Raw genomic sequence first — 17,892 nt, 5'->3', positions numbered from 1 at the left:
CGTATGCCGACGCGTCGCTGGACGTCAGTCCAACCGGACAGGAGACCCCGGGCCGCCGATTCCGCAGTTGGGCACTTTGTAAGGTACTGCTGATTGCAAGGCTTAACTCTATGCAACAATTCATGTGAGGAGGTTTACATGGGCAATGTCAGTCAACGTGGGGGTAGGCGCGTTCTAGGTAGTCGTTGATCTGCCGCCATTGAGTGGGATGGATGTCCAGCGATTGAAGGTCGCCCGGGTCTACCCAGCGGACGTCGCTGGCCTCGTCGTTGGCCCCTGGCCGACCGCCGACCGGACGGGCGATCAGCATCACCTCGTACTCCTGCCGGATCTCGCCGTCGGTGTAGGCCACGATGTGACCGGGGTCGGAGTAGATGCCCAGGATGCCCACCGGCTCGACGCGGACGCCGGTCTCCTCCTCGGTCTCCCGCACGGCGCACTGGGACGGTGTCTCCCCGATCTCCATCTTGCCCATGGGCAGAGCCCACTGACCGGTGTCGCGTCGGCGCTGCATCAGGATGCGCCCCGCGTCGTCCACCGTGACCGTCCCGCAGGCGGGTACCAGGCTGTTCGCCTTCGGTGCGTCCGGGTCGTTCCAGTACTCGACTCGTCCCATGAGCTGCCTTTCAGATCTCCGCACCGGACCACGGCACTGCACCGGCCCAGACGCGCTCGAACGATGACATGTAGTGGTCCGCAATCGTCCCGCCGTCCAGACGGCGGAAGTGGAAGGTCGGGTTGGCCGACGCCGGTTCACCGTACGCGTGCGGGTTGACCAGGACGTCATCGTCGTAGCGAAACAGTGAGACGTAGAGCGTGGTGGAATGTAGCCGCATCTCGCAACCGTCGAGATCGGGCAGTGCCCGGTAGTACGTCAGGGACGATCGGATCTTGGCCGCCAGAGTGCCACCAAGTCCCTCCTCACGGTCTCGCGTCAGGACGGCCTGAGCGTTCGGGTCGCCGAAGCACAGTCTGACCGAGACACCGCGTTGCGCTGTCTCGGTCAGCAATCGTGCGATCTTGGGCTGCGTCTGGGCAGCTACGAGCGACTACCAGCCCGGGGGTAGATCGTTCGGCCTTCGAGTCCACCACCATCGTGTCTCGTTCCCCTCTGCGAGGGGCCGCCAGTACTGCGCAAGCTCAGCGCCGCCGTCTTCGTGCGTCACGGCGCGATAGCGGTCGTCGAGGCGGTTCAGAGTGCTGGTGAGCTTGGTGCGAGCCATCCCTTGCAGAGCCTCGCAGTACTCCTCCAGACCATCCCGAATGGTCAGCTCATTGAGGTACTCGTAGACCGGGTAAAAGTCCTGGCCAGGCCACTCCTCCATGTCGTGGACCAAGTCCTCCCACCACTTGAGTGAGGAAAGAACGCCATAGGTCGGTTCCTCGAACTGCGCCGCACGTTCGGGCGCCATGCCCTCCTTCTCCAGGGCGAGGCGCTGAAGATCGAGGACACGGATCAGCTGACGTTCCTCGGGAGTGAGACTCCCGGCCAGCGCCTCCGTCTCACTCCCTCGCCGCGTACCGCGAATTATCACTCGCCGTCGCTGGTTGTCAGACCAACGGGGCAGGCCACGCCCGTCCCGCCGATTCCGCAGTACCCATTGGGCACTTTGTACAGATATTGCTGGTGATACTCCTCCGCGAAGAAGAACGGCCCCGCCGCAGCCAGCTCCGTGGTGATCTCGCCGTACCCCGCCCCCTTCAGGACCTCCTGGTACGCGTCCCGCGACGCCTCCGCCGCCTTCTGCTGCTCCGGGGAGTGCCAGTAGATCGCCGAGCGGTACTGGGTGCCGGCGTCGTTGCCCTGGCGCATGCCCTGCGTCGGGTCGTGGGCCTCCCAGAAGACGCGCAGCAGCTCCTCGTACGACACCTTCGACGGGTCGTACACCACCCGGACCGCCTCGGTGTGTCCGGTGAGGCCGCTGCAGACCTCTTCGTACGTCGGGTTGGGCGTGTAGCCGCCCTGGTAGCCGACCGCGGTCGTGACAACCCCGGGGGTCTGCCAGAATATGCGCTCGGCGCCCCAGAAGCAGCCCATGCCGAAGTCGGCGATCTCCGTGCCCGGAGGGTACGGCGGGGCCAGGGGCGCGTCCAGGACCGCGTGCCGCGCCGGGACCGGCATCTCCGCGGAACGCCCGGTCAGAGCGTCCGAGGGACCAACCATCGATGTCTTGTTGCCGCCGAACAGCCAACCCATCGTGCCACCTCCTGAGAGCTACGCTACAAGACCCTCAACCATTTAGGAGTCCTACATATTTCCGTACAGAAATACGCATTTGTGTTTAAAGGTGGTAATGCCCGAAAATGGGCTACATGCCTGACCTGAGGCGCGGTGTGCTGTTCGGGGCTGCCGCCTACACGATGTGGGGATTGTTCCCCCTGTACTGGCCGCTGCTCAAGCCGTCAGGAGCCGTCGAGATCCTCGCGCACCGTATGGCCTGGTCGCTGGTCGCCGTCCTCGCGGTGCTGGCCGTGCGGCGTCACTGGTCCTGGGTGAGAGGGCTGCTCAAGGAGCCCAGGAAGCTCGGGCTGCTGACGCTGGCGGCCGTCATCGTCACCGTCAACTGGGGCGTGTACATCTACGCCGTCAACACCGATCACGTGGTCGAGAGTTCCCTGGGGTACTTCATCAACCCGCTGATCAGCGTGCTGTTCGGGGTCGTGCTGCTCAAGGAGCGGCTGCGGCCGCTGCAGTGGGTGGCGGTGGGGTTCGGGACGCTGGCCGTGCTGGTGCTGACCATCGACTACGGCCGGCCGCCGTGGATCGCGATGGCGCTGGCCGTCAGCTTCGGGGTGTACGGGCTGGTGAAGAAGCAGGCGAACGTGGGCGCGGCCGAGAGCCTCACCGTCGAGACCCTGGTGCTGCTCGCCCCCGCGCTGGCCTACATCCTCTTTCTCGGGCAGACCGGGCAGTCCACGTTCGGGAGCGAGGGCCTCGGCCATGCGCTGCTCATGGCGGGGGCAGGGGTGATCACGGCGGTGCCGCTGCTGTGCTTCACCGCCGCCGCGATCAGGGTGCCGCTCAGCACGATCGGTCTGCTTCAGTACATCGCGCCGGTCCTGCAGTTCCTGTGCGGGGTGCTGGTCGCGAAGGAGACCATGCCGGCCAGCCGCTGGATCGGGTTCTCGATCGTGTGGCTGGCCTTGGCCATCTTCACCTACGACAGCATCCGTACGGCTCACGCCGCCCGGATCAGGAAATCACCCAGAACGCTGAGCAACGTAGTCACATAGCGCCAAAAATGCGTTCTTGGCGGGGATGTCTGGGAGGCCGGAAATGTCGGTACGAGCCCGGTCCACCCAGGCATCCAGCTCCGCCCGTGCCTGCCTCATCGCCGGGTGCGCCCGCAGCAGTGTCAGGGCCTCTTCCAGGTCCGACTCCGCCACCGGCCCGGACAGCAGTTCGGCCAGCCGCGACGAAGGCGCCGAGGCCAGCGCGTAGAGCACCGGCAGCGTACGGATGCCCTCCCGCAGATCGGTCCCCGGCGTCTTGCCCGACTCCGTCGAGGTGGAGGCCACGTCGAGCAGATCGTCCCCGAGCTGCCAAGCCACCCCGATCGCCTCACAGGCCCGGCTGAGCCGCTCCTCGACGTCGGTGGGCGCCCCCGACAGCAGCGCCCCGAACCGGCCGGAGGCCGCGATCAGCGACCCGGTCTTGTCCGCCAGCACGCTGATGTAGTGCGCCACCGGGTCCTCGTCACCACGCGGCCCGACGGTCTCACGGATCTGACCCTGTACGAGGCGGGAGAAGGTCTGGGCCTGGATGCGGATGAGCTCCGGCCCGAGGTCCGCCAGGAGGTCCGACGCCTGGGCGAACAGGTAGTCGCCGGTGAGGATGGCCACGGTGTTGTCCCACCGGGCGTTGGCCGACGGGGAGCCCCGGCGTACCGGAGCCTCGTCCATGACGTCGTCGTGGTAGAGCGACCCGAGATGGGTCAGCTCGATGACCACGGCGCCGGGCACGACGCCCGGCGCCGACGGATCCCCGAACTGGGCCGCGAGCAGCAGCATCAGCGTGCGGAAGCGCTTGCCGCCCGCCTCGATGAGGTGCTTGGACGCCTCCGTGACGAAGGCATCCTCACTCTCCACCGACGAGCGCAGTAGCTTCTCGACCGCGGCCAGTCCGTTGGCCACGTCCTGCGCCAACCGTTCGTCCTCAATGGGAAGGTCAACCACGGGAGGCGCGGACATACAGATCCCCTATCTGATGAACAGGCCGGATGCAGCCTGGTTGGCGAGGTCGAGCATGGGCTGCGGGAAGAGCCCCACTCCTACCGTAACCAGCAGCGAGATCGCGATGACGGCCACGGTCCCCATACTGGGCACCGCGATCGAGGGGCCGTCGGCCGCCGGTTCGCTGAAGAACATCAGGACGATGACGCGCACGTAGAAGAACGCGGCGATCGCGGAGGCGATGACGCCCAGCACGACCAGCCCGGTCATCCAGCCCCCGAGCGAGTCACCGGCCTCGGACCCGCTGGCCAGCGCGGCGGCGAACACGGCGTACTTGCCGAAGAAGCCGCTGGTCAGCGGGATGCCGGCGAAGGCCAGCAGGAAGAACGCGAAGATGCCGGCCAGGATCGGCGCGCGCTTGCCCAGCCCGGCCCAGCGGGACAGGTGGCCCGCCTCGCCTCCGGGATCGCGCACCATCGTGACCACCGCGAACGCGCCGACCGTGGTGATGCTGTAGACGAGCAGGTAGAACAGGATCGCCGAGAGCGACTTGGCGTTCTGCAGGCTCTTGTCGAACGTGGCCATGACGCCGATCAGCAGGAAGCCCGCGTGCGCGATCGAGGAGTAGGCCAGCATGCGCTTGATGTCGGTCTGCGTGATCGCCAGGATCGCGCCGACCACCATCGTCAGGGCCGCGACGGCCCACATGACCGGCCGCCAGTCCCAGTCCATGTTGCCCAGCGCCACCCAGAACACCCGCAGCACGGCGCCCACGGCCGCGACCAGCGTGCCGGAGGCCATGAGCGCGGTGATGGGCGTCGGAGCACCCTGGTAGACGTCCGGCTTCCAGGCCTGGAAGGGCGCCGCGCCGATCTTGAACAGCAGGCCGACACCGAGCAGCGAGAGCCCGAGCAGCAGGATCGGGTCGAGCAGCGAACCGGTGGCCAGGGCCTTGCTGATGCCGGTGAACGACACCGTCCCGGCGTAGCCGTAGACCATGGCCGTGCCGTACAGGAAGAACGCCGAGGAGAACGCGCCCAGCAGGAAGTACTTCATCGACGCCTCCTGCGACAGCAGGCGGCGACGGCGGGCCAGGCCGCACAGCAGGTACAGCGGCAGCGACATGACCTCAAGGCCGACGAACATGGTCAGCAGGTCATGAGAGGCGGGGAAGAGCAGCATGCCGCCGACCGCGAACAGCACCAGCGGGTAGACCTCGGTGTGCGAGCCACCGGCGGCCTCGGCCTCCTCCTCGTCGGCACTGCCGGGCACGGCCGCCGCCGAGGCGACGAAGTGACCCTCGTCGTTGATCATCAGCACGCAGACGAACGACAGGACGAGGATGATGCCCCAGATGAACAGCGAGGGCCCGTCGACCGCGACCGCGCCCATGGCGACCGGGGCCGTCGGCACGGCGCCCTTGACCACCTGCAGGATGACCAGCGCGAACGCACCGGCCAGCGACAGCAGGGTGACGGGCACCTGGATCGACTTACGCAGGTACCGCGGCGCGAACGCCTCTACGAGCACGCCGACGACGGCCGCGCCGAAGACCAGCAGCATCGGCGCCAGCGTGCCGTATTCGATGGTCGGCGCCACGACAGCGTCGTTCACTGGCCGGCCCCCTTCTCAGCGATAGCCGGGTTGTCCACTTTCACGTTGACCAGCGTCTGGGTGACCGTGGGGTTGATCACGTCGAGCAGCGGCTTGGGGAAGAAGCCGAAGCCGATGATCAGCGCGACGAGCGGCGCGAGCACGACGATCTCGCGCACGTTCAGGTCCTTGAACGCCTTGACCGACTCGGCGGTCGGCCCGTTCATCGCCCGCTGCACCATCCACAGGATGTAGACGGCGGCCAGGATCACGGCGAGCGCGGAGACGATCGCCGCGACCGCGAGCGCGCCGGAGCCGAAGGCGGTGCTGGAGTAGGTGCCGATCATCACCATGAACTCGCTGACGAACGACGACAGCCCCGGCAGCGACAGCCCGGCCAGACCGGCGATCAGGAAGAAGCCGGCCAGCAGCGGGGTGACCTTCTGCACGCCTCCGTAGTCGGCGATGTGCGGCGAGCCGCGCCGGGCGATGAGGAACCCGGCGGCCAGGAACAGCGCGCCGGTGGCGAAGCCGTGGTTGACCATGTAGAGCGCGGCGCCGGACTGCGACACCTGCGACATGGCGAACACGCCCATCACGATGAAGCCGAAGTGCGAGATCGACGTGTAGGCGATGAGCCGCTTCATGTCGGTCTGCCCGATGGCCACGATCGCGCCGTAGATGATGCTGATGACCGCGAGCACCACGATCGGCATCGTGAACGCCTTGGCCGCGTCGGGGAACAGCTCCAGGCAGAACCGGAGCATGCCGAACGTACCCACCTTGTCGAGCACGCCCACGAGCAGGACGGCGGCACCCGCCGGAGCCTGCGCGGCCGCGTCGGGCAGCCAGGTGTGCACCGGCCAGAGCGGCGCCTTGATCGCGAAGGCGATGAAGAACCCGGCGAACAGCCACTTCTGCGTCGCGGGGTCCTGGATGGCGCCGACGAGCTCGGGGAACATGAACGTGTTCTTGCCCGCGACCACGTACAGCGCGATGACCGCGACCAGCATGAGCAGGCCGCCGAACAGCGAGTACAGCAGGAACTTGACGGCCGCGTACGACCGCTGCGCACCGCCGTACGACCCGATCATGAAGTACATCGGGATCAGCATGGCTTCGAAGAACACGTAGAACAGGAAGATGTCGGTCGCCGCGAAGACGCCGATCATCATCGCTTCCAGCACCAGCAGCAGCGAGAAGTACGTCTTGACCGACCGCTTCGGGGTGATCAGCGTGCCGTCGGCGCTCTGCGTGCCGTCGGCGTCGTGCCAGGAGGCGAGCACCACGATCGGCACCAGCACCGCCGACAGCGCGATCAGGACGAGCGCGATGCCGTCGACGCCGACCCCGAACTTCACGCCGAAGCTCGGGATCCAGTCGTAGACCGCCTGGAACTGGAACCTGGGGCCGCCAGTCTTGAACTGGACCGCCACCACGAGCGTCAGCGCCAGCACGACCAGGGACACCAGCAGCGTGACCTGCTTGGCCAGCTTGTCACTGCCCTTGGGAAGCAGGGCCACCACGATGGCGCCCAGGACGGGCACCGCCATGAGTATCGGGAGCCAGGGTGACATCAGATGTTCCCAACGAGGAGCAGGGCGCCTGCCAGGAGGGCAGCACCGAACAGGATGGACAGCGCGTAGGTTCTGGCGAAGCCCGTCTGGATCCGCCTGAGACGCCCCGAGGTCCCGCCGATGCCCGCCGCCAGGCCGTTGACCAGCCCGTCGATGCCGCGGTTGTCGAAGTACACCGCGAAGCGGGTCAGCCACTGGCCGGGACGCATGAACAGGGACTCGTTGAGCGCGTCGCCGTACAGGTCGCGGCGGGCGAACGTGGTGAGGACCGAACCGCGCGGCGCCACGGCGGGCACCTCGGCCCTGCCGTACCTGACCCAGGCGAAGCCCGCCCCGACGGCGACCAGCGCCAGCGTGGCGAGACCGGCCGTGCTGAACGGGTCGAACTCCGGCCTCTCCGACAGCGGGGGCGCACCGACCGCCGGCGCCAGGAAGTCCATCAGCCGGTTGCTGATGATCAGGTAGCCACCCAGGAAGACCGCGCCGATCGACAGGATGATCAGCGGCCACGTCATGACCGCGGGCGACTCGTGCGGGTGCGCGTCCTTCTCCCACCGCTTCTCGCCGAAGAAGGTCATGAAGACCATCCGCGACATGTAGAAGCCGGTGATGCCCGCCCCCAGCACGGCCAGCCAGCCGAGCACCGGCGCGTGATGAACCGCGGTCTCGATAATGCCGTCCTTCGTGAAATATCCGGACAGCAGGGGGAACCCGATGATCGCCAGATAGCCGATGAAGAACGTCGCGAAGGTCGTCCGCATGTACTTGCGCAGCCCGCCGTACTTCCGCATGTCCACTTCATCGTTCATGGCATGCATGACCGACCCGGCCCCGAGGAACAGGTCGGCCTTGAAGAAGCCGTGCGTGATCAAGTGGCCGATCGCGAAGGCGTAACCCACCGGACCGAGGCCCGCGCCGAGCATCATGTACCCGATCTGCGACATCGTAGAGCCCGCCAGGCCCTTCTTGATGTCGTCCTTCGCGCAACCGATGATGGCACCGGCCAGCAGCGTGGCCGCGCCGACGATCGAGACGGCCAGCGCCTGCGGGGACCCCTCCGGGAAGAAGAACGCCCCGGAGCGGACCACCAGGTAGACACCGGCGGTGACCATGGTCGCCGCGTGGATGAGGGCGGAGACCGGGGTCGGGCCCTCCATCGCGTCGAGCAACCACGACTGCAGCGGGAGCTGCGCCGACTTACCGCAGGCACCGAGGAGCAGCAGCAGGCCGATCGCGGTGACCGCGCCGCCGGACGGCGGGCTCTTGGCGATCTGCGCGCCCAGCTCGCTGAAGGTCAGCGTGTGGAAGGTGACCAGGATGACGAACATCCCGACCAGCAGCCCGAAGTCACCGACCCGGTTGACGATGAACGCCTTCTTGGCCGCGACCGCCGCCGAGGGCTTGAACTGCCAGAACCCGATGAGCAGGTACGACGCCAGACCCACGCCCTCCCAGCCGATGAACAGCCCCACGTAGTTGTGGGCCAGCACCAGCAGGAGCATCGCGGCGACGAAGAGGTTCAGATAGGAGAAGAACCGGCGCCGCTCCGGGTCGTGCGCCATGTAGCCGATCGAGTAGATGTGGATCAGCGATCCGACACCCGTGATCAGCAGCGCGAAGCTGATCGACAGCGGGTCGATCAGCAACCCCATGTCGACCATGCCGGGAATGAACTCATACAGATGTACGGCCTGGCGGCGCTGATCAGCCGGCAGACCGATGAGCTCCAGGAAGGTCAGCACCGCCACGACGAACGAGGCGAGGGACATGGCCACGCCCAGCAGATGGCCCCACCGGTTCGTCATGCGTCCGAGGATCAGCAGGATCGCCGCACCCAGCAACGGGAAGGCGATCATCAGCCAAGAGGCCCCGATCATGCCGCCGGCGGTGTGCTGGACGATCTCAACAGGAGATTCCACCAGTCACCTCTTAGTACTTCAGCAGGTTGGCGTCGTCTACCGACGCGGACCTGCGGGTTCGGAAGATCGTCACGATGATCGCCAGGCCGACCACAACCTCGGCCGCGGCCACCACCATCACGAAGAACGCGATGATCTGACCTTCGAGGTTGCCGTTCTGCCGGGCGAAGGCGACGAAAGCGAGGTTGCACGCGTTGAGCATGAGCTCGACGCACATGAACACCACGATCGCGTTACGCCGGATGAGCACGCCCATCGCGCCGATGGCGAACAGCAGGCCCGACAGGACGAGGTAATGGGTGGTCACTTGGACTCCTCCTCAACCGACTCAATCGACTCAGCCGAATCAGCCGACTCGACGGCGGCCCTGTGCTTGATGGCCTCGGCGAGCTTCGGGTCCTCGGGAAGATGACCCTGCTCGACGTCGTACCGCGCGATGTAGCGGTTGACCGAGCTCTCCGCGACCGAGCCGTCGGGCAGCAGCGCCGGCATGTCGATGGCGTTGTTCCTGGCGTAGGTGCCGGGTCCGGGCAGCGGCGACGGGCGGTCGCCGAGGAACCGGGCGCGGGCCAGGTCCTTCTGCGTGGGCCGTACGGTCAGCCGCTCGCGGTGTGCCAGCACCATCGCGCCGAGCGCGGCGGTGATCAGCAGCGCCGAGGTGATCTCGAAGGCGAAGACGTACTTCGTGAACAGCAGCAGCGCCAGCGCCCGGATGTAGCCGGCCTGCCCGATGGCCGAGGCCAGCCCCGTCTGGTTGGCGAAGACCGCGTTGCCGATGGCCAGGATGACCAGCGCGGCGAACCCGACGGCGGCGAGCGCGGCCCAGACGCGCTGGCCCTTCAGCGTCTCGACCAGCGAGTCGGAGGAGTCGACGCCGACCAGCATGAGCACGAACAGGAAGAGCATCATGACGGCGCCGGTGTAGACGATGATCTGCACCGCGGCCAGGAAAGGCGCATCCTGCACGGCGTAGAGGACCGCCAGGCAGAGCATCACGGTGCCGAGCATCAGCGCCGAGTAGACGGCCTTCCGGTTGAACACCATGCCGAGCGCAGCGCCGACGGATACGACGGCGAGCACCCAGAACGTAATGGTCTCACCCATTGGTCCGTCCCAGCCGGTAGTAGTCCTCTTCGGTCTCCCCGAGCCGCATGGGGTGCGGAGGCTGCTCCATCCCCTGGGTCAGAGGCGCGAGCAGCATCTCCTTGGTGAAGATGAGGCTCTCGCGGTTGGTGTCGGCCAGCTCGTACTCGTTGGTCATCGTGAGGGCCCGGGTCGGGCACGCCTCGATGCACAAGCCGCAGAGGATGCACCGCAGATAGTTGATCTGGTAGGTGCGGCCGTAACGCTCACCCGGCGAGAAGCGCTCCGCGTCGGTGTTGTCGGCGCCTTCCACGTAGATGGCGTCGGCCGGGCACGCCCACGCGCACAGCTCGCAGCCGACGCACTTCTCCAGCCCGTCGGGCCAGCGGTTGAGCTGGTGCCGCCCGTGGAAGCGCGGCGCTGTCGGCCTCTTCTCCTCCGGGTAGTTGACCGTGACGGGCTTCTTGAACATCGTGTGGAAGGTGACCCCGAAGCCTTTGACGGGGTTCAGCCAATCAGTTAGTCCCACTGGGAATCTCCTTGTGCTGCACCCCGTGGTAGTGCGGCAGGTCGAGCGGCGGCACAGGGAAGCCACCGGCCGTTGGCTCGTCGGACAGCTCCTCGAACTCCGCCTCGACCTCCGCCTTCCTCGCTTCCTTGCGGCGCTGGTTCACGGTGTCGAACCGGGCCCAGATGCCGAGCGCGCCGACGATGACGATCACCGCGACCACCATGACGGGTGCCAGGGTGCCCTCGAAGCCGGCTTCGCCGTTCTTGACGTACATGACGGTCCGGATCGTGGCGACCAGCATGATCCACGCCAGGTTGACCGGGATGAGAACCTTCCACCCCAGCGACATGAGCTGGTCGTAGCGGACGCGCGGCAGCGAGGCCCGCACCCACACCACGAAGCAGAAGACCAGCACGAACTTGACGAAGAACCAGAGCAGCGGCCACCAGCCCTCGTTCGCCCCGGCCCAGAACCACGTGATCGGGAACGGCGCCCGCCACCCGCCGAGGAACAGCGTGATGGCCATCGCCGAGGCGACGAAGGTGTGCAGGTATTCGCCCATCATGATCAGCGCGAACTTCAGCGACGAGGAGTACTCGGTCTGGAAGCCACCGACCAGCTCGCCCTCACCCTCGGGCAGGTCGAACGGGATACGCGCGGCCTCACCGAAAGCGCAGAACACGTAGATCAGGAACGACGGCAGCAGCAGGACGACGTACCAGGAGGGCATCGACATACCCCACAGCTGGCCGCCGGACGCCTGCGACTTGACGATCTCCGACGTCGACAGCGTCCCCGCGAACAGGAACACGCCGACGAACGACAGACCCATCGCGATCTCGTACGAGACCACCTGCGCCGCCGACCGGAGCCCGCCCAGCAGCGCGTACGGCGAGCGCGACGACCACCCGGCCAGCACCACGCCGTAGACCGAGATGGCGCCCATGGCCAGCATGAACAGCACGGCCACCGGCAGGTCGACCAGCTGCAGCGGCGTCCGCACGCCGAACAGGTTGACCATCGGCCCGAACGGGGTGATCGAGAAGGCCAGGAAGGCCGGGATCACCATGATGACCGGGGCCATCAGGTAGAGCACCTTGTCGACGGTCCGCGGGAAGAGGTCTTCCTTCAGGCCCATCTTGATGCCGTCGGCCACCGACTGGAGCAGGCCGAACTTGCCCGCCCGGTTGGGGCCGAAGCGGTTCTGCATCCTGGAGATCAGCTTCCGTTCGAACCAGACGCCGAACAGGATGCAGAGCATCAGGAAAGCGAACAGCATCACGGCCTTGATGATCGTGATCCAGAGCGGATCCTTGCCGAAGTCGGCAAGGGTCGGATCAGTCGCGAGAACAGGGATCATGAGGCGCTCCCGATCGTGACGATGTCGCCGGTCGACGCGCCGAGATCGCGCGTGACCGAGCAGCCGCCGGAGTTCGCCGGCACCCAGACCACCCGGTCCGGCAGGTCGGCGACGCGTACCGGCAGCGTGACAGCGTTGGGACCTTGGCCGCCGACGACCAGCTTGTCGCCGTCGACGACACCGATCTCCGCCGCCGTGCTCTCCGAGACCAGCGCCTCCGCGGCGCGGGCGGTGCCCGCGAGGTACGGCTCGCCGTCCTGCAGGCGGCCTTCGTCGAGCAGCAGGTGCCAGGTCGCCAGCACCGCCTCGCCGGTCCGCGGCGCGGGCTGCGAGCGGGTGGCGGTGCTGGGCGCGGCGACGCGAGTGCCCCGCCAGGAGCCCATCGCGCTCAGCTCGCGCCGGGCGGCCGCGGCGTCGGGCAGGCCCAGGTGGACGTCCATCCGGTCGGCCAGGCTGCCGATCACGGCCAGGTCGCTCCGCAGGCCGGGCACCCGGAGCGGGGCCTCGAACGAGCGGCCCCTGCCCTCCCAGTTGACGAACGTGCCGTCCTTCTCCTGCACGGCGGCGACCGGCAGGACCACGTCGGCCCGGTCGGTGACCGCGCTGGCGCGGATCTCCAGGCTGACGATGAACGGGGTGTGCTCCAGCGCGGCCAGCGCGGCGCCCGGGTCGGCCAGGTCGTAGGGGTCGACACCGGCCACGACCAGCGCGTCCAGCTCCCCCTCCAGGGCCGCGAGCAGCATGCCCGTGGTGTCGCGCCCCGGCGTGTCGGGCAGTGCGCCCACGTTCCACGCCCTGGCGACCTCCGCCCTGGCGACCTCGTCGCCGACCGGGCGGCCGATGGGCAGCAGGTTGGGCAGCGCACCGGCCTCGACCGCGCCCCGCTCGCCGGCCCTGCGCGGGATCCAGGCGAACTTGGCGTCCGAGGCGGCGATGAGCCGTACCAGCGCGGACAGCGCGCCGGGGACCGTGGCGAGCCGCTCGCCGGCGAGCACGATCGTGCCCTCGGCGAGTGAGCCGACCAGGTCGCCGATCGCGTCGGCCTCCGCGCCCGGTGCGGTCCGGATGAGCGTGCCGCCCATCTTGGCCAGGCCGTTGGTGGCGAACGGAGCGATCGCCGTGACCTTGAGCCCCTTCTTCATCCACGCCTTGCGCAGGCGCAGGAAGACGATGGGCGACTCCTCCTCGGGCTCGAACCCGACCAGCAACACGGCCGGGGCGCTCTCGAGGTCGCTGTAGGAGACCTCGATGCCCTTGCCGGCCACCGCGTGCGCAAGGAAATGCGTCTCCTCCACGGAGTGCGGCCTGGCGCGGAAGTCGATGTCGTTGCTGCCGAGGGCGAGCCGGGCGAACTTGGCGTACGCGTAGGCGTCCTCGACCGTCACCCGGCCGCCGACCAGCACACCGGCCTTGCCGCGCGCGGCGGCCAGGCCCTTGGCCGCGACGCTGAGCGCCTCCGGCCAGGAGGTGGGTTCGAGCACGCCCTCCTCGTTGCGGACCAGCGGCATCTTGAGGCGGTCGGGCTCCGTGGCGTAGGAGAACGCCCAGCGGCCCTTGTCGCAGTTCCACTCCTCGTTGACCTGCGGGTCGTTGCCCGCCAGGCGGCGGGTGACCCTGCCGCGCCGGTGGTCGGTGCGCAGGCTGCAGCCGGAGGCGCAGTGCTCGCACGCGCTCGGCGTGGAGATCAGGTCGAACGGCCTGGCCCGGAACCGGTAGGCGGCGCCGGTCAGCGCGCCGACCGGGCAGATCTGCACCGTGTTGCCGGAGAAGTAGGAGTCGAACGGCTTGCCGTCGGCGACGCCCACCTGCTCCTTGGCCCCGCGCTCGAAGAAGTCGATGAACGGGTCGCCGGCGATCTGGTCGGAGAAGCGGATGCAGCGCGCGCACTGGACGCAGCGCTCGCGGTCGAGCAGCACCTGGGTGGACAGCGGCAGCGGCTTGGGGAAGGTCCGCTTCTGCTCCTGGAACCTGGACTCGCCCTGTCCGTTGGACATCGCCTGGTTCTGCAGGGGGCACTCGCCGCCCTTGTCGCAGACCGGGCAGTCGAGCGGGTGGTTCATGAGCAGCAGCTCCATGGCCCCGCGCTGCGCCTTTTCGGCGACCGGCGAGGTGAGCTGGGTCTGCACCACCATGCCCTCGGCGACGTCGATCGCGCAGGACGGCTGCGGCTTCGGGAAGCCGCGGCCGTTGCCGGCGTCGGGGATGTCGACCAGGCACTGGCGGCAGTTGGCCGCCGGGTCGAGCAGCGGGTGGTCGCAGAAGCGCGGGATCTGGATGCCCAGCAGCTCTGCCGCCCTGATGATCAGGGTGCCCTTCGGGACGCTGATCTGGAACCCGTCGATGGTGAGGGTTACCAGACTGGTCTCTACGGCGGTTGTTGTCACTGGTCACCCCAGAGAGTGGACTTCTTCGCGTCGAACGGGCAGCCGCCGACCTCGAAGTGCTTGAGGTACTCGTCGCGGAAGTACTTCACCGAGGAGTGGATCGGGCTCGTCGCGCCGTCACCGAGCGCGCAGAACGAGCGGCCCAGGATGTTGTCCGCGATGTCGGTGATCGTGGACAGGTCCTCCTCGGTGCCCTGGCCCTTCTCCAGGCGCTTGAGCACCTGCTTGAGCCAGTAGGTGCCCTCGCGGCACGGCGTGCACTTGCCGCACGACTCGTGGGCGTAGAACTCCGTCCAGCGCAGTACCGTACGGACCACGCAGGTCGTCTCGTCGAAGATCTGCAGCGCCCGGGTGCCGAGCATGGAGCCCTTGGCGCCGACGGACTCGAAGTCCAGCGGCACGTCCAGGTGCTCATTGGTGAAGATCGGCGTGGACGAGCCGCCCGGGGTCCAGAACTTGATCTCGTGCCCCTCGCGGATCCCGCCCGCCATGTCGAGCAGCTCGCGCAGCGTGATGCCGAGTGGCGCCTCGTACTGGCCGGGCCGGGTGACGTGGCCGCTCAGCGAGAAAATGCCGAAGCCCTTGGACTTCTCGGTGCCCATCCCGGCGAACCAGTCGGCCCCGTTGGTCACGATTGAGGGAACACTGGCCACAGACTCCACGTTGTTCACAACAGTAGGCGAGGCATAAAGGCCCGCCACGGCCGGGAACGGGGGCTTGAGCCGCGGTTGACCTCTGAAGCCTTCGAGCGAGTCGAGCAGTGCCGTCTCCTCGCCGCAGATGTACGCCCCCGCCCCGCTGTGCACGACGAGTTCGAGGTCGTAGCCGGAGCCGAGGATGTCGCTGCCGAGGTAGCCCTTCTCGTACGCCTCGCGCACGGCCGCGTGCAGCCGGCGGATCACGTGCAGCACCTCGCCCCGCACGTAGATGAAGGCGTGGTTGGCCCGGATCGCGTACGCGGTGATGATGACGCCCTCGACCAGCGAGTGCGGGTTGGCCATCATCAGCGGGATGTCCTTGCAGGTGCCCGGCTCCGACTCGTCGGCGTTGACGACGAGATAGTGCGGCTTGCCGTCACCCTGCGGGATGAAGCCCCACTTCATGCCGGTCGGGAAGCCCGCGCCGCCGCGGCCGCGCAGTCCCGAGTCCTTGACGGCCTGGATGACCGCGTCGGGGTCCATCCCCAGCGCCTTCTTGGCCGCCTCATACTCGCCGTAACCGGCGAGGGTGAAGGAGTTGGCCTGGTCCCAGTTCGCGGTCAGGACCGGGGTGAGAGTCGTGCTCATGCCTCTGGGGCCTTCCATCCGTTGGCCTTGGCGACCTTGAGGCCCTCCAGCGAGGGGCCCGCCGCCGACGGGCCGTCGCCCGCCAGGTCGTCGGGCAGGCCCGCGAGCACTCGCGAGGCCTCCTTGAAGGTACAGAGCTTCTTCGGCCCCCTGGTCGGGCGTACGTCCTTGCCGTCACGCAGGTCGTCGACGAGCTGCTTGGCCGACTCGGGCGTCTGGTTGTCGAAGAACTCCCAGTTGACCATCATGACCGGCGCGAAGTCGCAGGCCGCGTTGCACTCGAGGCGTTCGAGCGAGACCTTGCCGTCGCTGGTCGTCTCCTCGTGGCCGACGCCTACGTGCTCCGACAGCTCTTCCCAGATCTGGTCGCCGCCCATGACGGCGCAGAGCGCGTTGATGCAGACGCCGACGTGGTAGTCGCCGGCCGGCTTGCGCTTGTACATGGTGTAGAACGTCGCGACGCCGACGACCTCGGCCTTGCTGATGCCCAGCAGCTCCGCGCAGAACTCCTGCCCGTCGTCGGAGACGTGACCGTCTTCGGACTGCACGAGATGGAGCAGCGGCAGCAGCGCCGACCGCGTCTTCGGGTAGCGCCCGATGATTTCCTTGGCGTCTCGTTCGAGACGCTCTCGGACTTCCGGTGAGTAAGTCACCGGTCCACACCTCCCATGACGGGGTCGATAGATGCCACCGCGGCGATGACGTCGGCGACCTGGCCGCCCTCCGCCATCGCGGGGAAGCCCTGCAGGTTGCAGAAGGACGGCTCGCGGAAGTGGACGCGGTAGGGGCGGGTGCCGCCGTCGCTCACCACGTGCGCGCCGAGCTCGCCCTTGGGCGACTCGATCGACGCGTACGCCTGCCCGGCCGGCACCCGGAATCCCTCGGTCACCAGCTTGAAGTGGTGAATGAGGGCCTCCATGGAGCTGCCCATGATGTGCGCGATGTGGTCGGGCGAGTTGCCGAACCCGTCGGGGCCCAGCGCGAGCTGCGCGGGCCAGCCGATCTTCTTGTCCTCGATCATCACGGGGTCGCCCTTGAGCGGCCCGGCGATGCGGTCGAGGGCCTGCTCGACGATCTTGAGCGACTCCTCCATCTCCCGCATCCGGACCAGGTAGCGGGAGAACACGTCGCAGCCGCGCTCGGTCGCCACCTCGAACTCGTAGGTCTCGTACCCGCAGTAGGGCTGCGACTTGCGCAGGTCCCACGGCAGGCCCGCGGACCGCAGGATCGGCCCGGTGATGCCCAGGGCCATACAGCCGGTCAGGTCGAGGTAGCCCACGTCCTTGGTGCGGCGCAGGTAGACCGGGTTCTCGTCGAGCAGCTTGCGGATGTCCTTGATCCGCTGCGGCATGATCTTGAGGAACTCGCCGATCTTGTCGACCGCGCCCGCGGGCAGGTCCACGCTCACGCCGCCGGGGCGGACGTAGGCGTGGTTCATGCGCAGCCCGGTGATGTACTCGAACAGGTCCATGATCAGCTCGCGGTCGCGGTAGCCGAACAGGAACGGCGTGGTCGCGCCCAGCTCCATGCCGAACGTGCCCATCGCCACCAGGTGCGAGGAGATCCGGTTGAGCTCCATCATCATCACGCGGATGGCCTGGGCCCGATCGGGGATCCGGTCCTCGATGCCGAGCAGCTTCTCGACGCCCAGGCAGTAGGCGGTCTCGTTGAAGATCGGCGAGAGGTAGTCCATGCGGGTGACGAACGTGGTGCCCTGGGTCCAGGTGCGGTATTCCAGGTTCTTCTCGATGCCGGTGTGCAGGTAGCCGATGACGCTGCGCGCCTCGGTGACCGTCTCACCGTCGAGGGTCAGCACCAGCCGCAGCACCCCGTGCGTGGACGGGTGCTGCGGGCCCATGTTGATGACCAGCCGCTCGTCCTCGGAGTCGCGGACACCGCTGACGACCTCGTCCCAGTCCGCGCCGGTGACCGAGTAGACCTTGCCCTCGGTCGCCTCGTCGTATCCGGTGGTCACGAGTCAACCTCACTTCGTTCGTCAACGCTCA

At 67.7% G+C, this 17,892-nt stretch carries 17 protein-coding genes; 1 reads left to right on the top strand and 16 read right to left on the bottom strand.

Translation table 11 applies throughout. The features are described 5' to 3' along the window. Window positions 1-148 precede the first annotated feature (148 nt). The 4 genes from ACGFNP_RS12965 to msrA form a co-directional block, all read right to left on the bottom strand. Window positions 149-616 (bottom strand): NUDIX domain-containing protein, encoded by a 468-nt coding sequence (locus ACGFNP_RS12965; protein ID WP_358339568.1) that lies wholly within the window; start codon window positions 614-616, stop codon window positions 149-151. Between the two features lie 10 nt (window positions 617-626). After that, window positions 627-1,010, bottom strand: coding sequence for a hypothetical protein (locus ACGFNP_RS12960; RefSeq protein WP_358339566.1), 384 nt, complete (start codon window positions 1,008-1,010; stop codon window positions 627-629). Between the two features lie 39 nt (window positions 1,011-1,049). Further along, window positions 1,050-1,412 carry a hypothetical protein gene (locus ACGFNP_RS12955; RefSeq protein WP_358339564.1) on the bottom strand — a complete coding sequence of 121 codons (363 nt, stop codon included), beginning with the start codon at window positions 1,410-1,412 and terminating at the stop codon, window positions 1,050-1,052. A gap of 119 nt (window positions 1,413-1,531) precedes the next feature. Further along, the gene (gene msrA, locus ACGFNP_RS12950) at window positions 1,532-2,197 is read right to left on the bottom strand and encodes a peptide-methionine (S)-S-oxide reductase MsrA (protein WP_358339562.1); all 666 of its coding nucleotides are present in this window, start codon (window positions 2,195-2,197) and stop codon (window positions 1,532-1,534) included. Between the two features lie 116 nt (window positions 2,198-2,313). Here msrA and rarD point away from each other — a divergent pair, with 116 nt between their 5' ends. Beyond that, on the top strand, window positions 2,314-3,234 hold the full coding sequence (rarD, locus tag ACGFNP_RS12945; protein ID WP_358339560.1) for an EamA family transporter RarD: 921 nt from the start codon (window positions 2,314-2,316) through the stop codon (window positions 3,232-3,234). Here the strand turns inward: rarD and ACGFNP_RS12940 are convergent. The 12 genes from ACGFNP_RS12940 to ACGFNP_RS12885 are packed head-to-tail and all read right to left on the bottom strand — an operon-like array spanning window position 3,202 to window position 17,861. Continuing rightward, window positions 3,202-4,191, bottom strand: coding sequence for a polyprenyl synthetase family protein (locus ACGFNP_RS12940; RefSeq protein WP_358339559.1), 990 nt, complete (start codon window positions 4,189-4,191; stop codon window positions 3,202-3,204). The two genes, rarD and ACGFNP_RS12940, sit on opposite strands and share 33 nt — an antisense overlap. A 9-nt stretch (window positions 4,192-4,200) precedes the next feature. Beyond that, complete coding sequence (nuoN, locus tag ACGFNP_RS12935) at window positions 4,201-5,736, bottom strand: NADH-quinone oxidoreductase subunit NuoN (RefSeq protein WP_393319664.1); 1,536 nt, start codon at window positions 5,734-5,736, stop codon at window positions 4,201-4,203. Between the two features lie 47 nt (window positions 5,737-5,783). Continuing rightward, the gene (locus ACGFNP_RS12930) at window positions 5,784-7,343 is read right to left on the bottom strand and encodes an NADH-quinone oxidoreductase subunit M (RefSeq protein WP_358339555.1); all 1,560 of its coding nucleotides are present in this window, start codon (window positions 7,341-7,343) and stop codon (window positions 5,784-5,786) included. Further along, window positions 7,343-9,220 (bottom strand): NADH-quinone oxidoreductase subunit L, encoded by a 1,878-nt coding sequence (gene nuoL / locus ACGFNP_RS12925; protein ID WP_393319661.1) that lies wholly within the window; start codon window positions 9,218-9,220, stop codon window positions 7,343-7,345. The genes ACGFNP_RS12930 and nuoL overlap by 1 nt, the downstream gene beginning before the upstream one ends. Window positions 9,221-9,272: 52 nt before the next feature. Beyond that, window positions 9,273-9,569: an NADH-quinone oxidoreductase subunit NuoK gene (nuoK, locus tag ACGFNP_RS12920; protein ID WP_214640635.1), complete on the bottom strand. Its 297-nt coding sequence runs from the start codon at window positions 9,567-9,569 to the stop codon at window positions 9,273-9,275. Beyond that, window positions 9,566-10,366: an NADH-quinone oxidoreductase subunit J gene (locus ACGFNP_RS12915; protein ID WP_358339553.1), complete on the bottom strand. Its 801-nt coding sequence runs from the start codon at window positions 10,364-10,366 to the stop codon at window positions 9,566-9,568. Before ACGFNP_RS12915 ends, nuoK begins: the two co-directional genes overlap by 4 nt. Beyond that, entirely contained in the window at window positions 10,359-10,874 is a 516-nt protein-coding gene (nuoI, locus tag ACGFNP_RS12910) for an NADH-quinone oxidoreductase subunit NuoI (RefSeq protein WP_214640637.1), read from the bottom strand. The genes ACGFNP_RS12915 and nuoI overlap by 8 nt, the downstream gene beginning before the upstream one ends. Next, window positions 10,861-12,216 (bottom strand): NADH-quinone oxidoreductase subunit NuoH, encoded by a 1,356-nt coding sequence (nuoH, locus tag ACGFNP_RS12905; protein WP_358339552.1) that lies wholly within the window; start codon window positions 12,214-12,216, stop codon window positions 10,861-10,863. The genes nuoI and nuoH overlap by 14 nt, the downstream gene beginning before the upstream one ends. Beyond that, window positions 12,213-14,600 (bottom strand): NADH-quinone oxidoreductase subunit G, encoded by a 2,388-nt coding sequence (locus ACGFNP_RS12900; RefSeq protein ID WP_393317886.1) that lies wholly within the window; start codon window positions 14,598-14,600, stop codon window positions 12,213-12,215. The genes nuoH and ACGFNP_RS12900 overlap by 4 nt, the downstream gene beginning before the upstream one ends. After that, complete coding sequence (nuoF, locus tag ACGFNP_RS12895; protein ID WP_358339548.1) at window positions 14,597-15,886, bottom strand: NADH-quinone oxidoreductase subunit NuoF; 1,290 nt, start codon at window positions 15,884-15,886, stop codon at window positions 14,597-14,599. The genes ACGFNP_RS12900 and nuoF overlap by 4 nt, the downstream gene beginning before the upstream one ends. Continuing rightward, complete coding sequence (gene nuoE, locus ACGFNP_RS12890; RefSeq protein ID WP_358339546.1) at window positions 15,883-16,539, bottom strand: NADH-quinone oxidoreductase subunit NuoE; 657 nt, start codon at window positions 16,537-16,539, stop codon at window positions 15,883-15,885. Before nuoE ends, nuoF begins: the two co-directional genes overlap by 4 nt. After that, window positions 16,536-17,861, bottom strand: a complete 1,326-nt coding sequence (locus ACGFNP_RS12885) for an NADH-quinone oxidoreductase subunit D (protein ID WP_358339544.1) — start codon at window positions 17,859-17,861, stop codon at window positions 16,536-16,538. Before ACGFNP_RS12885 ends, nuoE begins: the two co-directional genes overlap by 4 nt. Window positions 17,862-17,892 lie beyond the last annotated feature (31 nt).

This window comes from Nonomuraea sp. NPDC049269, assembly GCF_043197155.1.
Taxonomy (GTDB): Bacteria; Actinomycetota; Actinomycetes; order Streptosporangiales; family Streptosporangiaceae; genus Nonomuraea.
The sequence above is the reverse complement of the archived record's forward strand: the minus strand, read 5'-3'. Positions and strand labels throughout refer to the sequence as shown.